16 protein-coding genes are annotated in these 16,312 nt (G+C 69.7%); 15 read left to right on the forward strand and 1 reads right to left on the reverse strand.

What is annotated here, in order from left to right:
• Position 1 precedes the first annotated feature (1 nt).
• A complete protein-coding gene (locus GXY35_09050) occupies positions 2-1,150 on the forward strand; it encodes a glycosyltransferase family 4 protein (protein NLW94725.1) in 1,149 nt (382 codons plus the stop codon).
• Here the strand turns inward: GXY35_09050 and GXY35_09055 are convergent.
• The gene (locus tag GXY35_09055) at positions 1,114-1,629 is read right to left on the reverse strand and encodes a hypothetical protein (protein NLW94726.1); all 516 of its coding nucleotides are present in this window, start codon (positions 1,627-1,629) and stop codon (positions 1,114-1,116) included. The genes GXY35_09050 and GXY35_09055 overlap by 37 nt on opposite strands.
• 212 nt (positions 1,630-1,841) lie before the next feature.
• On the opposite strand from GXY35_09055, the gene GXY35_09060 reads away from it, so the two are divergent.
• The 14 genes from GXY35_09060 to GXY35_09125 all read left to right on the forward strand — a co-directional run bounded on the left by GXY35_09060 (position 1,842) and on the right by GXY35_09125 (position 16,279).
• The gene (locus GXY35_09060; protein ID NLW94727.1) at positions 1,842-2,639 is read left to right on the forward strand and encodes an ABC transporter permease; all 798 of its coding nucleotides are present in this window, start codon (positions 1,842-1,844) and stop codon (positions 2,637-2,639) included.
• Positions 2,640-2,645: 6 nt separating this feature from the next.
• Positions 2,646-3,890, forward strand: coding sequence for an ABC transporter ATP-binding protein (locus GXY35_09065; protein NLW94728.1), 1,245 nt, complete (start codon positions 2,646-2,648; stop codon positions 3,888-3,890).
• 82 nt (positions 3,891-3,972) lie between these two features.
• A complete protein-coding gene (locus GXY35_09070) occupies positions 3,973-4,932 on the forward strand; it encodes an NAD-dependent epimerase/dehydratase family protein (GenBank protein ID NLW94729.1) in 960 nt (319 codons plus the stop codon).
• Positions 4,933-4,992: 60 nt separating this feature from the next.
• Positions 4,993-5,691 carry an NTP transferase domain-containing protein gene (locus tag GXY35_09075; protein NLW94730.1) on the forward strand — a complete coding sequence of 233 codons (699 nt, stop codon included), beginning with the start codon at positions 4,993-4,995 and terminating at the stop codon, positions 5,689-5,691.
• A complete protein-coding gene (locus tag GXY35_09080) occupies positions 5,688-6,671 on the forward strand; it encodes a GHMP kinase (protein NLW94731.1) in 984 nt (327 codons plus the stop codon). The genes GXY35_09075 and GXY35_09080 overlap by 4 nt, the downstream gene beginning before the upstream one ends.
• Before the next feature lie 3 nt (positions 6,672-6,674).
• The gene (locus GXY35_09085; GenBank protein NLW94732.1) at positions 6,675-7,319 is read left to right on the forward strand and encodes an SIS domain-containing protein; all 645 of its coding nucleotides are present in this window, start codon (positions 6,675-6,677) and stop codon (positions 7,317-7,319) included.
• Positions 7,316-8,602: an NAD(P)-binding protein gene (locus GXY35_09090; protein ID NLW94733.1), complete on the forward strand. Its 1,287-nt coding sequence runs from the start codon at positions 7,316-7,318 to the stop codon at positions 8,600-8,602. The genes GXY35_09085 and GXY35_09090 overlap by 4 nt, the downstream gene beginning before the upstream one ends.
• Positions 8,599-9,333 carry a glycosyltransferase family 2 protein gene (locus GXY35_09095; GenBank protein ID NLW94734.1) on the forward strand — a complete coding sequence of 245 codons (735 nt, stop codon included), beginning with the start codon at positions 8,599-8,601 and terminating at the stop codon, positions 9,331-9,333. The genes GXY35_09090 and GXY35_09095 overlap by 4 nt, the downstream gene beginning before the upstream one ends.
• On the forward strand, positions 9,330-10,583 hold the full coding sequence (locus GXY35_09100; protein NLW94735.1) for a glycosyltransferase family 4 protein: 1,254 nt from the start codon (positions 9,330-9,332) through the stop codon (positions 10,581-10,583). Before GXY35_09095 ends, GXY35_09100 begins: the two co-directional genes overlap by 4 nt.
• Positions 10,584-10,616: 33 nt before the next feature.
• Positions 10,617-11,600 (forward strand): UDP-N-acetylglucosamine 4,6-dehydratase (inverting), encoded by a 984-nt coding sequence (pseB, locus tag GXY35_09105; GenBank protein ID NLW94736.1) that lies wholly within the window; start codon positions 10,617-10,619, stop codon positions 11,598-11,600.
• A complete protein-coding gene (gene pseC, locus GXY35_09110; protein NLW94737.1) occupies positions 11,597-12,766 on the forward strand; it encodes a UDP-4-amino-4,6-dideoxy-N-acetyl-beta-L-altrosamine transaminase in 1,170 nt (389 codons plus the stop codon). Before pseB ends, pseC begins: the two co-directional genes overlap by 4 nt.
• A gap of 14 nt (positions 12,767-12,780) precedes the next feature.
• Positions 12,781-14,859, forward strand: coding sequence for a hypothetical protein (locus tag GXY35_09115; GenBank protein NLW94738.1), 2,079 nt, complete (start codon positions 12,781-12,783; stop codon positions 14,857-14,859).
• Complete coding sequence (locus GXY35_09120; protein NLW94739.1) at positions 14,831-15,472, forward strand: class I SAM-dependent methyltransferase; 642 nt, start codon at positions 14,831-14,833, stop codon at positions 15,470-15,472. Before GXY35_09115 ends, GXY35_09120 begins: the two co-directional genes overlap by 29 nt.
• A gap of 48 nt (positions 15,473-15,520) precedes the next feature.
• Entirely contained in the window at positions 15,521-16,279 is a 759-nt protein-coding gene (locus tag GXY35_09125; protein ID NLW94740.1) for an NTP transferase domain-containing protein, read from the forward strand.
• Positions 16,280-16,312: the final 33 nt, after the last annotated feature.

Here is a 16,312-nt window from a genome sequence, read left to right on the forward strand (position 1 = left end):
CGTGCGCGTGGCACTCGATCTCCAGCCGGCCTGCCGCGAACGCACCGGCGTCGGACAGTACGCCTGGTACCTCGCGCGGCACCTCCCGTTTCTCAGCCCGTCCGACTCGTTCGTCGGCCTCGCCTTCGGCCGGTGCGGCGGCGGGCTCGGCCTGCCGGAATCGCCGAATTTCCGTCTTGTGCGCCGCGGGCTCGTCCCGGCGCGGGGGATCAGCCTCCTCTGGAGAACCGCCGGCTGGCCGCCCGCCGACCTGTTCACGGGCCCCGTGGACCTGTTCCACTTCCCGAGCTTCGTCGCCCGCCCCCTGCGCAACGCCGCGGCGGTGGCCACGATCCACGACCTCGCCTACGCGCGAATACCCGACTGCGCGGAGCCGAAAAACGCCGCCTTCCTGAACGCGGAGGTTCCCCGCACGCTCGCGCGCATCCAGATGGCGCTGGTGGACTCGGAGTTCACCAAGCGGGAGCTGGCGGAGGTCTACGGCTACCCGGCCGAGCGCGTGCGCGTGACGCACCTCGGCGTGGACGGGCGTTTCAGCCGCCGGCCGCCCGACGAGATCGAGGCGGCGCGGCGGCGGCACGGTCTCCCGCAGGAGTTCATCCTCTGCGTGGCGACGATCGAGCCGAGGAAGAACCTCGGGACGCTGCTGGAGGCGTACCGGCTCCTCCGGGAGGGGGGCGGGGAGGTCCCGCCGCTCGTGCTGGTGGGCGGGGACGGCTGGCGAAACGAAACCGAGAGGATCGAGCGCACGATCGCCGCGCCGGATCTGGCGGGCGCGGTGCGGCGGATCCGCTACCTCGGGCACGACGAACTCCCCGCCGTCTACTCCGCGGCCCGCCTCTTCGTCTTCCCCGCGCTCTACGAGGGGTTCGGCCTCCCGCCGCTCGAATCGATGGCGTGCGGGGTCCCGGTCGTCTGCTCTAATGCCGCGTCGCTGCCCGAGGTCGCCGGCGACGCCGCCGTCCTCGTCCCCCCGCGCGACGCCGCCGCGACGGCCGCGGCGATCCGGAGGCTGCTCGACGACGAGGGGGAACGTCGGGAACTCGTCGCGCGGGGACTCCTGCGGGCGAAACGGTTCACCTGGACCGCCACCGTCCGCGCGACGCTCGCGGCCTACCGGGACGCGCTCTCCTCGTCGCCCCCCGGCTGAACCGGGGTCGGCGGCACGTCGCCGAGCCGGATGACGATCTTCTCCTTCCGGTCGGGGACGAGGAAGGTGATCGCCGTCTTCCCGCCGTCCGCCAGATCCACCGTCTTCTCCAGCCGGTGGTCGAACAGGTGCCCGCCGGACGCCGTGCGCCTCTCCCACGCCCCGTTCCTGAACGCCATCCCCTCGATGAGGATGCGCCGCGGGCCCGGGGCCACGCGGATGCGCAGCGTCTTCGTGCGATACCGGTCTGCCGCGTCGCTCTCCCCCGCGGAAACGCCGTCGACGGAGACCGCGAGTTTCGTCTCGAGCGGCGGCAGTTCGTCCTCCCCTGCGCGGACGTCGCGGTAGCTGATGGTCACCTCCCCCCCGGGCGGGAGCGGCGCGTGGAGAAGGGCGCAGGAGGGCAGGAGGAGACAGAGGCCGAGGACGACGGTCCGCATGCCGGATGAGACGGCGAAACCCCGCAGGCGCTGCTTCATCTTCATTCCTCCTTCGGCGTGCCTGTTCGTGCGTTCGCGGCGAGATGACTATTTTACCGCCGCCCGGCGGAAATCCCCAGCGGTATTTCGGGGAAATCACCGCCCCGCCGCGACGCGGCCCGCATCGACGGCCGCTGCCTTGACATCACCGTCGCGCTCTGACATACTCGTGTCCCTGTTCTGAACCGCCCGCGAGGCGGGATAGACCCGATATGCGCAGCAGCCGCGCCAGGTACTTCGAGCTCGTCAAGGTGCTCGGCTTCACCGACTTCAAACTCAGGTTCAGCACCTCGATCCTGGGTTACCTCTGGTCGGTCTTGAAGCCGCTGGGCATCTTCTCCGTCCTGTACCTCGTCTTCGGCAGGATGCTGCGATTCAGCGACGTCCCGCACTACCGCGACCGGCTCCTCCTCGGCATCTTCATCTGGGGGTACTTTGCCGAGGCGAGCACGGCCGGGATCCAGTCGCTCCTGGGCAAGTCCCATATCATCAGCAAGATATACTTCCCGCGGTCGATCGCCGTCGTCGGCGCCTCGATCAACTACCTCCTCACCTTCGGGATCAATCTGTGCATCGTGGCGGCGTTCTTTTTCATCGACGGCGTGGGGTTCAGCCGCTACGCCCTGCTCTTCCCGTTGTACGTCGCGGAGCTTTACCTCATCGTGCTCGGGATCTCGTTCCTCCTGAGCGTGGCGTACCTCAGGTTCAGGGATCTGGCGGAGATCTGGACGATCCTCATCACGGCCGGTTTCTACGCGACGCCGATCCTCTGGCCGATCGAGCAGATCGCCGACCCCCGCTACCGGAAGCTCCTCTACCTCAACCCGATGACGTTCATCGTGGAGTACTCGAGGCGCGTCTTGATCGAGGGGCGGATCGCCGACGACACCGGGAGCGTGCGGACGTTCCTGGCGGGCAACGCGGTCATCTTCGCCGTGAGTCTGCTGCTGTTCGTCGCGGGCTTCATCGTCTTCCGCCGCGTGTCGCCGCGCGCCGCCGAGTATATCTGAGGCCGCATGATCGAAGTCACCGACGTCTCCAAGACATTCGCGCTCCCGAAGGAGCGGAAGGTCACCCTCCGCGAACACCTTCTCGGCCTTGTGCTGGGCCGCGGGGCGGGGATCGAGTCCCTCCGCGCGCTCCGGGGCGTCTCGTTCCGGGTCCACAAGGGGGAGTTCTTCAGCGTCATCGGGAAGAACGGGAGCGGGAAGTCGACACTGCTCAAGATCCTGTCCGGCATCTACGCCCCCGACACGGGCGGGGTGAAGCTGGGCGGCACCCTCTCCCCGTTCCTCGAGCTGGGGATCGGCTTCAATCCGGATCTCACGGCGAGGGAGAACGTCTTTTTGAGCGCCGCGGTGATGGGGCTGCACAGGAGCGAGATCGAACGCCTCTACGACCGGATCATCGGTTTCGCCGAGCTCGAGCGGTTCCAGGAGCAGGCGCTGAAGAACTTCTCCTCCGGGATGCAGGTGCGCCTCGCCTTTTCCGTCGCGTTCATGGTGGACGCCGATATCCTCCTGATCGACGAGGTGCTCGCGGTGGGGGATGCGAGCTTCCAGCAGAAATGCTACGACGTCTTCCGGCGGCTCAAGGGCGTCGGGAAGACGATCGTCTTCGTCAGCCACAGCATGGGGGACGTCAAGCAGTTCTCCGACCGGGTGATGCTCCTCCACGAGGGGCGGATCGTGAGCCTCGGCGACCCGGAGAAGGTGATCCACGACTACCAGCTCCTGACCGCGCACGAGGACGAGCGGCGCATCGCGATGGCCGAGCGGGCGCGCGCGGCGGCGGGGGAAACGTTCCGCCCCCCCGCGGACGGGAAGCGCTGGGGGAGCGGGGGGGCGGCGGTCGAACGGATCGTCTTCACGGACGCCGCCGGGGCGGAGAAGCACGTCTTCGCCACCGGGGACGAGGTGCGGGCGCGTATCGACATCGCCGTAACGCGGGAGGGCATCGCTTCGCCGCGCGTGACCGCGGCGATCCACCGCAGCGACGGCATCGTCGTGATGGAGACGAGATCCGCCCCGCTCCCTCCCGCCGGGACGGGCACACGTTCCGTCTCCCTCGTCTTCCCGGCGATCGAGCTCCTCGCGGGGACCTACTACTTCGACGTGGGGGTCGCCCCGGAGGACGCGCGGATTGAGCCGCACGACCTGATCAAGGACTGCGGCAGCATCCGCGTCTACCAGGATTCAGGGAGCCTCCACGGCGAGACGGCGGGCATCTGCGCCCTCGCCCACGAATGGCGCGCGGGCTGAGATACCCGTCGCCGTTGCGGATGCGGGGGATGCGGCATCCGTCCCGTGATCTCCCCGGCGGCGTATGCGCAAGGGGTGCGTGATGGCGAAGATCTTCGTGACCGGGGGGGCGGGGTTCATCGGGAGCGCGCTCTGCGGATTCCTGCTCGAGGCGGGGCACGAGGTGACCGCGTACGACAACCTCCTGCTCGGCCGCCGCGACTTCCTCGCGCCGTACAAAACGAACCCGCGCTTCAGCTTCGTCGAGGCGGATCTCCTCGATGATGACCGCCTCCGCCGGGAGATGGCGGGGCACCGGCTCGTCTTCCACCTCGCCGCGAACTCCGATATCGGCCGCGGGGCGCGCGAAACCGGCCTCGACCTGCGCATCGGAACGCTCGCAACGCACCGGGTGCTCGAGGCGATGCGCCTGAACGGAGCCGGCGAGATCGTCTTCGCCTCCTCCTCCGCCGTCTACGGCGACCGCCCCCGGGTCGTCCCGACCCCGGAGGGGTACGGGCCGCTCTTCCCGATTTCGCTCTACGGGGCGAGCAAGCTCGCCTGCGAGGGGTTGCTCAGCGCCTTCTGCCACCTCTTCGGGATGCGGGCGTGGATCTTCCGGTTCGCCAATATCATCGGGATCAACGGGACGCACGGGGCCGCGTTCGATTTCACCATGCGCCTGAAGAAGGATCCGTCGCGTCTCACGGTCCTCGGCGACGGGAGGCAGGCGAAACCGTACCTGCACGTCTCCGATTGCGTCGCGGGGATGTGGTTCGGCTATACGCACGCACGCGAGGAGATCAACTGCTTCAACCTGGCCGTCGACGGCGCGACGACCGTGCGGGAGATCGCTGAAACGGTGCTGCGCGAGGCGGGGCTCGAGGGGACCCCGATCGAGTACACGGGCGGGGAGCGCGGCTGGCGCGGCGATGTGCCGCAGGTCCGGCTCGACGGAGAAAAGCTCGCCGCGCTCGGCTGGCGCGCACGCAGGAGCTCCGGCGAGGCGGTCAGGCAAGGCGTCAGGGAACTGGTGGGGCAGTATCTCGGAAGCCGGGGCTGAGACCGGGGCGTAGCCCGCCGAGGGGCGAACCGGCCCCGGGGGGGGATCCGGGGGGCACTGATGCAGTTCGTCATTCTTGCGGGCGGCCTCGGCACGCGCCTGAGGCCCGTGACGCTCACGGTGCCGAAGCCGATGGTGCCGGTCCTCGGGAAGCCGTTCCTGCTCCACCAGCTCGAGGAGCTGAAACGACAGGGGGTCCGACGGGCGCTGCTGCTCATCGGCCACCTCGGGGACCGCATCCGGGACTATTTCGGCGGCGGCGAATCGATCGGGATGGAGCTGGACTACTCCCAGGAGCGCGAGCTCCTCGGGACAGGGGGGGCGTTGAAGCTGGCGGAGGACAAGATCCTCGACGACTTCTTCGTCATCTACGGCGACTCGTTCCTCCCGATTCGCTACGCGGGCTTCGAGGCGGCGTTCCGCCGCGCGAAGACGGAGGGGATGATCGCGGTGTACCGGGACCCCGCGGGCGCGACGCGCGTCGCGGGGAACGTCGCCCTCTCCCCGGAGAACCTCGTCGCCCGCTACGACAAGAACGGCACGGGCCCGGGGCTCGACTGGGTGGAGGCGGGGGTGCTGGCATTCTCCAGGGGCGTCCTCCGGAGGATCCCGCCCGGGCGGGTCGTGTCGCTTGAGCGGGACCTCTACCCCGCGCTCATCAGCGAGGGGACGCTGGCGGGCTACCCGTCCGCGCATCGGTTCTTCGACATCGGGACAGAGGAGCGGATCAGGGACATGGAGGCGTGGCTGAAGAGATGATCATTTCCAAGACGCCGTTCCGCATCAGTTTCGTGGGGGGAGGGACCGACCTCGGGGCGTTCTACCGCGCCACGCCTGGGGCGGTGATGAGCACCGCCATCGACAAGTACATGTTCATCACCGTCAACCGGCTGAGCAGCTATTTCGACTACAAGATCCGGGTGAGCTATAGAAAAACCGAGCTGGTGCGGCGCATCGAGGAGATCCGGCACCCGATCGTCCGGGAGGCGCTCAAGCTCCTCGAGCTCGACGGCGGTATCGAGATACACTCGATGGCGGACGTCCCCTCTCAAACCGGCCTCGGCTCCTCGAGCAGCTTCACGGTCGGCCTGCTGAACGCGCTCCACGCCTTCAAGAACGAGTACGCCTCCGCGGAGCAGCTCGCCAGGGAGGCGTGCAGGATCGAGATCGAACTATTGAAGGAGCCGATCGGCAAACAGGACCAGTATATCGCCGCCTACGGCGGGCTGCGCCAGATCACCTTCAACAGCGACGAGTCGGTGTACGTGGAGCCGGTCATCTGCGCGCCGGAGATCCGCGAGGCGCTCTTTTCCCACCTGTTGATCTTCTTCACCGGATGGACGCGCTCCGCGTCGAAGATCCTCCGGGGGCAGCGCCGCGACACGACGAGGAAGATCGAGGTCCTGAAACGGATGCGCGACATGGTGCCCAAGGCCTCCGCCGTGCTCACGGCGGGGAAAAACCTGCATGAGCTCGGCAGGCTTCTCCACGCGAACTGGGTCCTCAAGCGCGAGCTCGCGGGCGGCATCACGAACCCCGGGATCGACGCCTGCTATGAGAAGGCGATGGCGGCCGGGGCGCTCGGGGGAAAGCTCCTCGGCGCGGGGGGCGGCGGGTTTCTGCTCTTCTACGTCGAACCGCAGAACCAAGGCCGCGTGCGCCGGGCGCTGCACGATCTCCTGGAGATCAAGATCGGCTACGAGCCGCAAGGGTCCAGGATCATCTACATAGGAGAATAGCGGATGAACACCCTCGAGAAACTATTCATGGAATCCGCCTCCTGCGCCGCCTACGCCAGGGGGTACCTCGACTACCTCGCGTCCCTGCTCGCGCAACTGGACCTCGAGGCGGTGGCCCGCTTCGCCGACCTGCTCGAGGAGGCGCGGGCGGAGGGGAAGCAGGTGTTCTTCATCGGGAACGGAGGGAGCGCCGCCACCTCGTCGCACTTCGCCAACGATCTCGGGAAGGGGGCGCGGGTCGAAGGGGAGACGCCGTTCAGGGCGCTCAGCCTCGCCGACAACGTCTCCCTGATCACCGCCCTCGCCAACGACGAGGGCTACGACCGGGTCTTCGTCGCCCAGCTCGAGCCGCTGCTTCGGGAGGGTGACGTGGTGATCGGAATCTCGGCCAGCGGCAACTCGCCGAACGTCGTGCAGGCCCTGGAGTACGCCCGCCTCCGCGGCGCGCGCACCGTCGCGATCACCGGGTTCAACGGCGGGAGGATGCGGACGATCGCCGGTCTCTCCGTCCACCTCGAGACGCCCGCCGGCGAGTACGGCCCAGTGGAGGATTTTCACATGATCCTCGACCACCTTGTGACCTCGTACCTGAAGATGCGGGCGATGAAGGCGCGCTCGACGAGGCGGGCCGGAGAGGGGGAGCGATGACGCTCGGCATCCTCGGGGGCGGACTCACCGGACTCGCGCTCGCCGACCTGTTCGGAGAAGGCTGCGAAATCCTCGAGGCCGACGCGGCGTGCGGCGGGCTCTGCCGCACCGTCGTCCGAAACGGGTTCTCGTACGACTACGGCGGTCACATCCTCTTCTCGCGCGACCGGGAGGCCCTCGACTACCTCCTCGGCGCCCTCGGCGGCAACGCCGTCCGCTACCGGAGAAACAACCGGATCCTGTTCAAGGGGCGTTTCGTCAAGTACCCGTTCGAGAACGACCTCGCCGCCCTTCCGAAAGATGACGTCTACGACTGTCTCTACCATTTCCTCACCCGCGCCTTTCCCGAGCCGAGCAATTTCAAGGAATGGTGCTACTACCGGTTCGGGAAGGGGATCGCGGAACGGTACCTGATCCCGTACAACGAGAAGATCTGGAACATCGACCCCGCACTCCTCGGCCTCGAGTGGGTCGCGGGCCGCGTCCCGGAACCGCCGCTCGAGGACGTGCTGAAGTCGGCGCTGGGGATCGAAACGGAGGGGTACACGCACCAGCTCAACTTCCACTACCCGCGCCGGGGCGGCATCGAAGCGCTCGTCCGGGCGCTCGAGGCCCGCGTCGGGGCGTTGGAGAAGGGCTTCCAGGTGAAGGCGGTCGGCGGGAAACGCGGGGCATGGGTCGTCTCCGACGGCAGGCGCGAAAAACGCTACGACCGCCTCGTCTCCACGATCCCCCTCCCCGACCTGATCGATGCGCTCGACGGCGTCCCGGAGGAGGTCCTCCGCGCCGCGCGCCTTCTCCGCTACAACTCGCTCATCTGCGTGATGGTCGGGTTCCGCAGCGCGTCGCCGTCAGACAAGTTCGCCGTCTACCTCCCCCAGTCGGAGCACCGGTTCCACCGGGTCTGCTTCTACGACTACTTCGGGGACTCTTCTGTCCCCCAGGGGATGTCGTGCGCGGTAGCCGAGATCACCGCGAACCGTGGCGACGGGACGTTCGAGATGACGGACGGGGAGCTCGTGGAGCACGTCGCCGCAGGTCTCGCGCGGGAGGGATTCTTCCAGCGCGGGGACGTCTGTCTGACCGACGTGGCCCGGCGGAAACACGCGTACGTCGTCAACGACCTCGGCTACGCGAAGAATCTCGCCATCGCACGAGGGTTCATCGAGAAGAGCGGCATCGTTCTCTGCGGCAGGTTCGCGGAGTGGCAGTACCTGAATATGGACGCCTGCGCCCGGCACGCGATGGAGACGGCCGCGGCGCTGCGGGAGGGACGGGAATGACCGCCTCCGCGATGCCGCCGGTCTCGGCGCTCCTCCTCGTCCACAACGAGGCGGAGGTGATCGAGGAGGTCGTCCGCGACATCCACCGCGAGGTGCTGGCGAAACTCCCCGGCTCCGAGCTCGTGATCGCCGAGGACGGGAGCACCGACGGGACCAAGGAGATCCTCGCCCGCATCGTTCCCGGGCTCCCCGGGGCGCGGCTCGTGCAGGGGACGGAGAGGAAAGGCTACACGCGCGCCTACAAGGACGCCCTGCGTGCCTGCCGGAACGACCTGATCTTCTTCAGCGACTCCAGCGGCAAACACGACGCGGCGGATTTCTGGAGGCTCGCCGCGCTCATCGGCGAGGTCGACATGGTGATCGGCTGCAAGGCCGACCGGCGCGACCCGTTCTACCGCGTGGCGATGAGCCGCGTTTTCAATCTCCTCGTCTCGCGCTACTTCGGCCACCGATTCCGGGACATCAACTCCGGCTTCCGCCTGATGCGGCGGGAGGCGATCGCCCCGGTCCTCGAGGAGGAGTGGCGGATGAAGCACCTGATCAACTTCGAGTTCACGCTCCGCGCCCTCGGGCATGGCGCCCGCATCGCGGAGGTTCCGGTGCGCCACAGCCGCAGGAAACACGGGCCGTCGCGGGGGCTCCCCCTGAAGAAGATCCCCGAGGCGATCTCCATGGCGCTCCGCGCCTTTCCGGCGCTGAAACGGGAGATAGGCGGAGCGAAGAGGCCGTGAGGACGACACCGCCGCGGATCGCCTACCTGATCGCCGACCCGCAACTCTGCGGCGGCGTGGCGGTCGTCTGCCAGCACGCAAACCGTCTCGCGCGCCGCGGCTTCGACGTCTGCATCGTCTCCACGGCGGGGGCGGACCGGATCGACTGGTTCCCGGATCTCCGCGTCCCCGTCGTGCCGCTCTCCCGCCTCCCGCGCGGCATCGACGCGGGCGTGGCCACCTGGTGGGAAACCGCGTGGGAACTCCGGCGCCTGGAGATCCCCCGGAAATGCTACTTCGTCCAGAGCGACGAGACGCGCTTCTACGATTCCGGGCGCTGCGAACGGATCCTCGCCCGGGAGTCGTACCGCCTCGGCTACGAGTTCCTCACCGAGGCGCGCTGGATACAGGAGTGGCTGAAGGCGGAGTTCGGGCAGGAGGCGCGCCACGTTCCCAACGGCATCGACCTCGAGATCTTCCGAGAAGCGGATCCGATCGTCCCGCGGGGCGGGCGCCCGCGCATCCTGATCGAGGGGCCCGCCGATATGCCCTCGAAGGGGATCGCCGACGCGTTCGCGGCCGCGCGGGGGCTCGGCGCCGAGATCTGGTACGTGAACTACCGTGGCGAGCCGGACCCGTCGTGGAGACCGGACCGGTGCTTCAGCCGGGTTCCGATGGAGGGGATGCGGCGGATCTACTCCTCCTGCGACATCCTCCTCAAGATGAGCCGCGTCGAGGGGGTTTCGGGGCCCCCGCTGGAGATGATGGCGTGCGGCGGGACGTGCGTGGTCGCCCGGGCGACGGGCACGGACGAGGCGGTCAGGGACGGAAGGAACGCCCTCGTCGTGGAGCCGGGCGACGTCGCCGGCGCCTCGCGGGCGCTGCGGCGCTTGATCGCGGACCCGGCTTTGCGTCGCGCCCTCGCCGCCGCGGGCCAAGAGACGGTTCGGCGGATGGACTGGGAGCGCTCGATCGACCTGCTGGAGGAGTTCTTCCTCGCGGCGCCCGCCCCGCCCCCGCGCGGAGGCGGCGCCGCGGCGGGGCTCCTGGCCGAGCGGGAGGCGGCGATGGCCGAGATCTGCGTTCGCCTGAAGGCGCACCGGGCGGAGATTGACACGCTCCGGCACGAGCTGAACGCCCTGCGCCTCTCGAAGGGGTGGCGGATCGCCTCCGCCCTCCTCGAGGCGCGCCGGTCACCCGCGGCGCTGCTCCGGCTCCCGGCCCGTGTCGCGTCGATCGCGTGGAAGAAGCCGCCGCGGCGCCCGGCCTGACCGGGACTCCGGCGGAAGAAGGAGGATGCGCGCGTGAACTGGAAAAAGACAGGCGTGCTGATCACCGGCGGGACCGGATCGTTCGGGAAGGCGTTCGCGCGGGAACTGCTCCGGCGGCACCGGCCGCGCGTGGTGCGCATCTTCAGCCGGGACGAGCTGAAGCAGCACCAGATGCAGGAAGAGGGCATTTCTGGGCCAACGCTGCGCTACTTCATCGGCGATATCCGCGACCGAGACCGGCTTTCGATGGCGGTCCGCGGCGTGGATCTGATCGTGCACGCCGCCGCCCTGAAGCAGGTCCCCGCCTGCGAGTACAATCCGTTCGAGGCGGTCAAGACCAACATCCTGGGCACCGAGAACGTCCTGTCGGCGGCGCTCGAACATGGCGTGGAACGGGTGCTCACGCTCAGCACCGACAAGGCGGTGAACCCGGTGAACCTGTACGGGGCGACGAAGCTCTGCGCCGAGAGGATCACGGTCGAGGCCAACTCCTACGCGGGCGGGCGCGACATCCGCTTCTCCTGCGTGCGCTACGGGAACGTCCTCGCGAGCCGCGGCAGCGTCGTACAGGCGTTCGAACGCCAGAGGGAACGCGGGGAGGTCGCCGTCACGGACATGCGGATGACGCGGTTCTGGATCGGCCTGGAGCAGGCGGTCGCCTTCGTGGCCTCCTGCGTGGAGTCGATGCGCGGGGGGGAGGTGTTCGTCCCGAAGATCCCGAGCATGCGGATCGCCGACCTTGCCCGCCTCGTCGCCCCCGGCTGCCGGATCAGGGAGATCGGGATACGCCCGGGGGAGAAGATCCACGAGATCCTCGTCACCCGCGACGAGTCCCGCCACGCCCGCGACCTGGGGCGCAGCTTCGTCATCGAGCCGGAGTTCCACTGGTGGGGGACGAAGGGGCGCGCGCGGGGGAAGGCGCTGCCGGACGGGTTCGAGTACCGCAGCGACACGAACCGGGAGTGGCTGAAGCCCGCGGATCTCGTCCGGCTTCTAAAGCGGGGACCCGGCCGATGACCGCCTCGTTCATCCCGTACGGCCGCCAGCAGATCGACGACGACGACGTCCGCGCGGTCGTCGAGGCGCTGAAGAGCGACTGGCTCACCACCGGGCCGGCGGTCGACCGGTTCGAACGCCTGCTCGCCGGGGCGGTCGGCGCGGCGCACGCGGTCGCCGTCTCGAGCGGCACGGCGGCGCTTCACGCCGCGGCCTTCGCCCTGGGGATCGGCCCCGGGGACGAGGTGATCGTCCCCGCGATGACGTTCGCGGCCTCCGCGAACTGCGTCGTCTACCAGGGGGGGACGCCGGTCTTCTGCGATGTCCTGTCCGGCACGCTTTGCATCGACCCGGACGACGCCGCCCGGAGGATCACCCCGCGCACGAAGGCGCTTGTCGCCGTCGACTTCGCCGGGCAGCCGTGCGACTACGGACGTCTGCGCCCGCTCGCGCGGGAACGAAACCTCGCGCTCGTCGCGGATGCCTGCCACTCCCTCGGCGCGGAGTACGGGGGAAGGAAAGCCGGGACGCTCGGGGACCTGAGCGCCTTCTCCTTCCACCCCGTCAAGCAGATCACCACTGGCGAGGGGGGGGCGATCACCACCGACGACGCGGCTCTGGCGTCCCGGATGCGCTCCTTCAGGAACCACGGGATCGACGCGGACCAGCGGCAACGGCAGGCGGAGGGTACCTGGCGTTACGCGATGACCGCGCTCGGCTACAACTACCGGATCACAGACATCCAGTGCGCCCTCGGGGCGAGCCAGCTCGGGAAGCTTTCGGCGTGGCTCGCCCGGCGCCGGGAGATCGCGCGGCGCTACGATGCGGCGTTCAGGGACGAGCCGGCGGTGAAACCGCTGGAGGTCGCGCCCGGCCTTTGCCACGCGTACCACCTCTACGTAGTGCGGGTCGACCCTGCCGGGGCGGGCGCCGACCGCGAGGGGTTCTTCGCCGCGCTCCGGGCGCGCGGGATCGGCGTGAACGTGCACTACATCCCCGTCCACCTCCATCCGTACTACCGCGAGCGGTTCGGCACGGGCCCGGGCCTCTGCCCGGTCGCGGAGGCGGCCTACGAGCGGATCCTCTCCCTCCCGATACACCCTGGGATGCGCGACGCCGACGTGGAACGGGTGATCGCGGCGGTGCGCGGGACGCGGGAGGAATTCACGGCGCACCGCGGCGGCTGACGGAAGGTGTTTCGATGCTCCATGCACGACGCCCCCGGCGTCTCGCCGGGCCCGCCTTCATCTTCGCGGCGTGGGCGCTGTGGCTCTCGTTCCCCTACCTCGCCTTCGGCCCCGCTTCCTACGTGAAGGTGCACGACTGCGGCGACTCATTGCTTCCCGCGCTTCTCTCCGTCGCGCGGGGAGGTGAGAGCTGGTGGTTCGCGTCCGGGGTGTGCGGCGCGGACCGGCTGGCCTCCGCCCTGGCGGGGCACCTGGATCTCCCGCTCTTTCTCCTCCTCCCCGGCTGGCTCGCGTATGGGCTCCTGATCTGGACGATGCGCTTCCTGGCGGGCTGGTCGGCCTTCAGGCTTCTCGCGGACGACCTCCGGCTCGACCCGTTCCCCTCGTTCTGCGGCGGGATCCTCTACGCGCTCTTCCCCCAGAGCGCCCTCAACTACAGTTGGAACGGATTCAACATCGGCGAGGGCCCGCTTCTCGCCGCCGTGCCGTTCTGCCTCTGGATTCTGCACCGGGCGGACCGCCTCCGACCCCTCGCCGGGGCCGCCTGCGCCGCGGGGCTCGGCGCCCTCTGCGCCCTCGCCTCGTCGTACGCGCTCACCGTCTTCTCCCTCCCCTGCGTCTTCCTCTGGTGCGTTTTCGTCGCGCCACTCCGCCGCCCGAACCGCCTGCGTCTGCCGACGGCGTTCTCGCTCGGCTGGATCGCCGGTGCCTCCCCCTTCCTCTGGGCCGGACTACTCAACGCCCCCCTGTCCCACCGGGCGGCGTGGCCCGCCTTCCGGCCGCTCCCCGGCGGCGGCCGGATCCGTCCGGCGTTCGCGTACGGGCTGCTCCGGGACAACGCCGCCCCGCTCGCCGTCGCGGCGATCGCCGCCGTCCGCGCGCGGGACAGGCGGCTCACGGTCCCCGTCGTGTACGTTCTCGCGGTGCTCCTGCTCGTCCTCGTCTACCGGATGGTCAGGGCGGCCCTGCTCCCCTACCTCGCCTTCCTCTCCGGTTTCCAGTTCGACCGCCTCTACCTGCTGATCCCCTTCTTCGCGATGGTGGGCGGCAGCGCCGGCCTTCACCTCATCGGCTGCGGGGACGCCCTCCCCGGCGCGCGGCGCGGATTCCACCCCCTGCTTCGGCGTCTGCCGGTGTTCCTGTTCGCGGCACTCGTTGTCGCGCAGTCGGCAAGCATCTGCCGCGGGGTGCTGCGCGAACGCCGACGGGGGAGCACCTTCGCCGCCCTCTATCTGCGCCCGGAAATCCGGCGGCTCGCAGAGAGGCGGGACGCGGGCGACCCGTTCCGCATCGCCACGGTCGGCAACTCCCTCTTCCACCCCTCCTGCGCCTGGGCGTACGGACTCGAGTCGGCGGACGGCTACCTGACCCTGTACCCGAAACGGTACCACGATTTCTGGGGGCAGGTCATCGCCCCCCTGGCGGGCGCCGATGAATCGCGGCGCATCTACTTCCACACGTGGGGCAGCCGGGCGTACCTGTTCAACCCGACCGGCGGTTTCCCCGCGGGCGGCACGGTGCCTTTCCGCCACTACTACGATCTTGACCTCCTCTCACTCGCCAATGTGCGCTACGTCATCTCGCCCATCGCCCTCCAGGACGACGACCTCGTTCCGCTGCCCCGCAATGTCGAAGACGGGGCCCCGCTGCGCGTCTATGAAAACCGGCTCGCCCTCCCGCGCTTCTTCCTCGCCCGAAACGTGAAGGTCTGCGGCGGGACTGAGGATCTGCTCCGGGCGGTGCGCGAAGCGGGGAGGGAGAAACTCGCCACCACGGCGTTCGTGGAGCGGGGGGCGTGCCCGGGCCTCCCGGAGGCGGGAGGCGGCGGGGTCGAGGTGCGCAGGTACTCCGCCGACCGGATAGACCTGCACACGACCGCCGCCGCCCCATCCCTCCTCGTGATCCTGAACAGCTTCAGTCCGTTCTGGACGGCGCGCGTGGACGGGGTCCCTGCGCCGGTAGTCCCCGTCGACCACGCGTTCCAGGGCGTGGTCGTCGGGGCAGGGACTCGCGAGGTGACGCTCGACTACTCTCCGTCGTACGCGCACCTGTCCCGCCGCTGCGTTGCACGACTCCGGGGGACGCCGCGATGACGGCGGGGCGGGCGTTCGGGCGCTTCACCGACAGCCGCGGGAACAGCTTCGAACTCCTCGAGGGGTACAGGGATTCGCGCAAGCCGTCGTGGCGGGCGGCGCTCAGGCCCTGGGGCGAATCCTACCTCCCCTCCCCGGGGTTTCCTTCGACCTCGTCTGCTCGTGGGACGTCCTCGAGCACGTGCGCGACCCCCGGCGCGCATTCGCGGAGACGGCCCGCCTCCTCCGGCCCGGCGGCCTCGCCTTCCACGAGTACAACCCGTTCTTCGCCCCCGACGGCGGGCACAGCCACTGCACGCTCGACTTCCCCTGGGGGCACGCGCGGCTCTCCGAGGCGGACTTCCTGCGGTACCTCGCGGAGGTGCGCCCCGGCGAGACGGAGGTCGCGGGGCGCTTCTACCGGTTCAACCTCAACCGGATGACACTCGCCGAGTGCGCGGGGCACGCGCGGGCGGCGGGGCTCGAGACGCTCGTCCTCGCCGCGACGCCGGACGAGGGGCCCCTCGCCGCCGTGTCGCCCGAGATTGCGCGTCAGGTGTCGGCGTGGTACCCGTCCGCGACGGTCCACGACCTCGCGGTCCCGGCCGTACGGCTCCTCCTCCGGAGGCCGTGAGGCGGTCCCGCGGTGGCCGGGGGGCGCGCGATCTGGTATGATGCGGCCATGCAGCGCGACGGTTCCGGCGCGGAGATCCGCGTCGTGGCGATCATCCAGGCGCACATGGCGAGCACCCGCCTGCCCGGCAAGGTCCTGATGGATATCGTCGGGCGGACGATGCTGGCGCGCACCGTGGAGAGGACCCGCCGGGCGGAGCGCCTCGACGAGGTTGTCGTGGCGACGACGACCGCCCCCGCCGACGACGCGATCGTCGCCGAATGCGGCCGGCTGGGCGTCCCCGCGTTCCGGGGCTCCGAGGAGGACGTCCTCGACCGGCACTGCCGGGCGGCGCGCGCGCACTGCGCTGACGCGGTCGCCCGCGTCACCTCCGACTGCCCGCTGATCGACCCGGGCCTGATCGACCGCGTCGTCGGGGCGTTCCTGGAGAAGCGGCCGGACTACGCGGGCAACTCGCTCCGCCCCGCCTACCCGGTCGGACTCGGCGTGGGCGTGGCGTCCATGGCGGCGCTCGAGATGGCGTGGCGCGAGGCGCGGGAGCGGCACGAGCGCGTACACGTGATGCCGTACCTCTACGGGCACCCGGAGCGCTTCACCCTCCTCTCCGTGGAGGGGGAGGAGGACCTGAGCGGCCACCGCTGGACGGTGGACACGGCGGAGGACTTGGCGTTCGTGCGGGCGGTGTACGAGCGCCTGGGGAGCGACGGTCGCTTCGGCTGGCGCGACGTCCTCGCCCTCGTCGAGCGGGAGCCCCGGCTCGCCGAGCTCAACCGCCACGTGCGGCAGAAGACGCTGAGGGAGTGCTGACCCCGGCGGGGGGGAGCGGGCTCCGCGCCGCCC

The organism is Chlamydiota bacterium (assembly GCA_012729785.1).
Lineage (GTDB): Bacteria > Auribacterota > Tritonobacteria > UBA1439 > UBA1439 > UBA1439.

Excerpts from the sequence above, each read along its gene's own strand:
- GXY35_09070 (NLW94729.1), top strand. The coding sequence starts at position 3,973 with ATGGCGAAGATCTTCGTGACCGGGGGGGCGGGGTTCATCGGGAGCGCG.
- GXY35_09125 (NLW94740.1), top strand. The coding sequence starts at position 15,521 with ATGCAGCGCGACGGTTCCGGCGCGGAGATCCGCGTCGTGGCGATCATC.
- GXY35_09085 (NLW94732.1), top strand. The coding sequence starts at position 6,675 with ATGAACACCCTCGAGAAACTATTCATGGAATCCGCCTCCTGCGCCGCC.
- GXY35_09115 (NLW94738.1), top strand. The coding sequence starts at position 12,781 with ATGCTCCATGCACGACGCCCCCGGCGTCTCGCCGGGCCCGCCTTCATC.
- GXY35_09075 (NLW94730.1), top strand. The coding sequence starts at position 4,993 with ATGCAGTTCGTCATTCTTGCGGGCGGCCTCGGCACGCGCCTGAGGCCC.
- GXY35_09095 (NLW94734.1), top strand. The coding sequence starts at position 8,599 with ATGACCGCCTCCGCGATGCCGCCGGTCTCGGCGCTCCTCCTCGTCCAC.
- GXY35_09080 (NLW94731.1), top strand. The coding sequence starts at position 5,688 with ATGATCATTTCCAAGACGCCGTTCCGCATCAGTTTCGTGGGGGGAGGG.
- pseC (NLW94737.1), top strand. The coding sequence starts at position 11,597 with ATGACCGCCTCGTTCATCCCGTACGGCCGCCAGCAGATCGACGACGAC.
- GXY35_09090 (NLW94733.1), top strand. The coding sequence starts at position 7,316 with ATGACGCTCGGCATCCTCGGGGGCGGACTCACCGGACTCGCGCTCGCC.
- GXY35_09055 (NLW94726.1), bottom strand. The coding sequence starts at position 1,629 with ATGAAGCAGCGCCTGCGGGGTTTCGCCGTCTCATCCGGCATGCGGACC.
- GXY35_09060 (NLW94727.1), top strand. The coding sequence starts at position 1,842 with ATGCGCAGCAGCCGCGCCAGGTACTTCGAGCTCGTCAAGGTGCTCGGC.
- GXY35_09065 (NLW94728.1), top strand. The coding sequence starts at position 2,646 with ATGATCGAAGTCACCGACGTCTCCAAGACATTCGCGCTCCCGAAGGAG.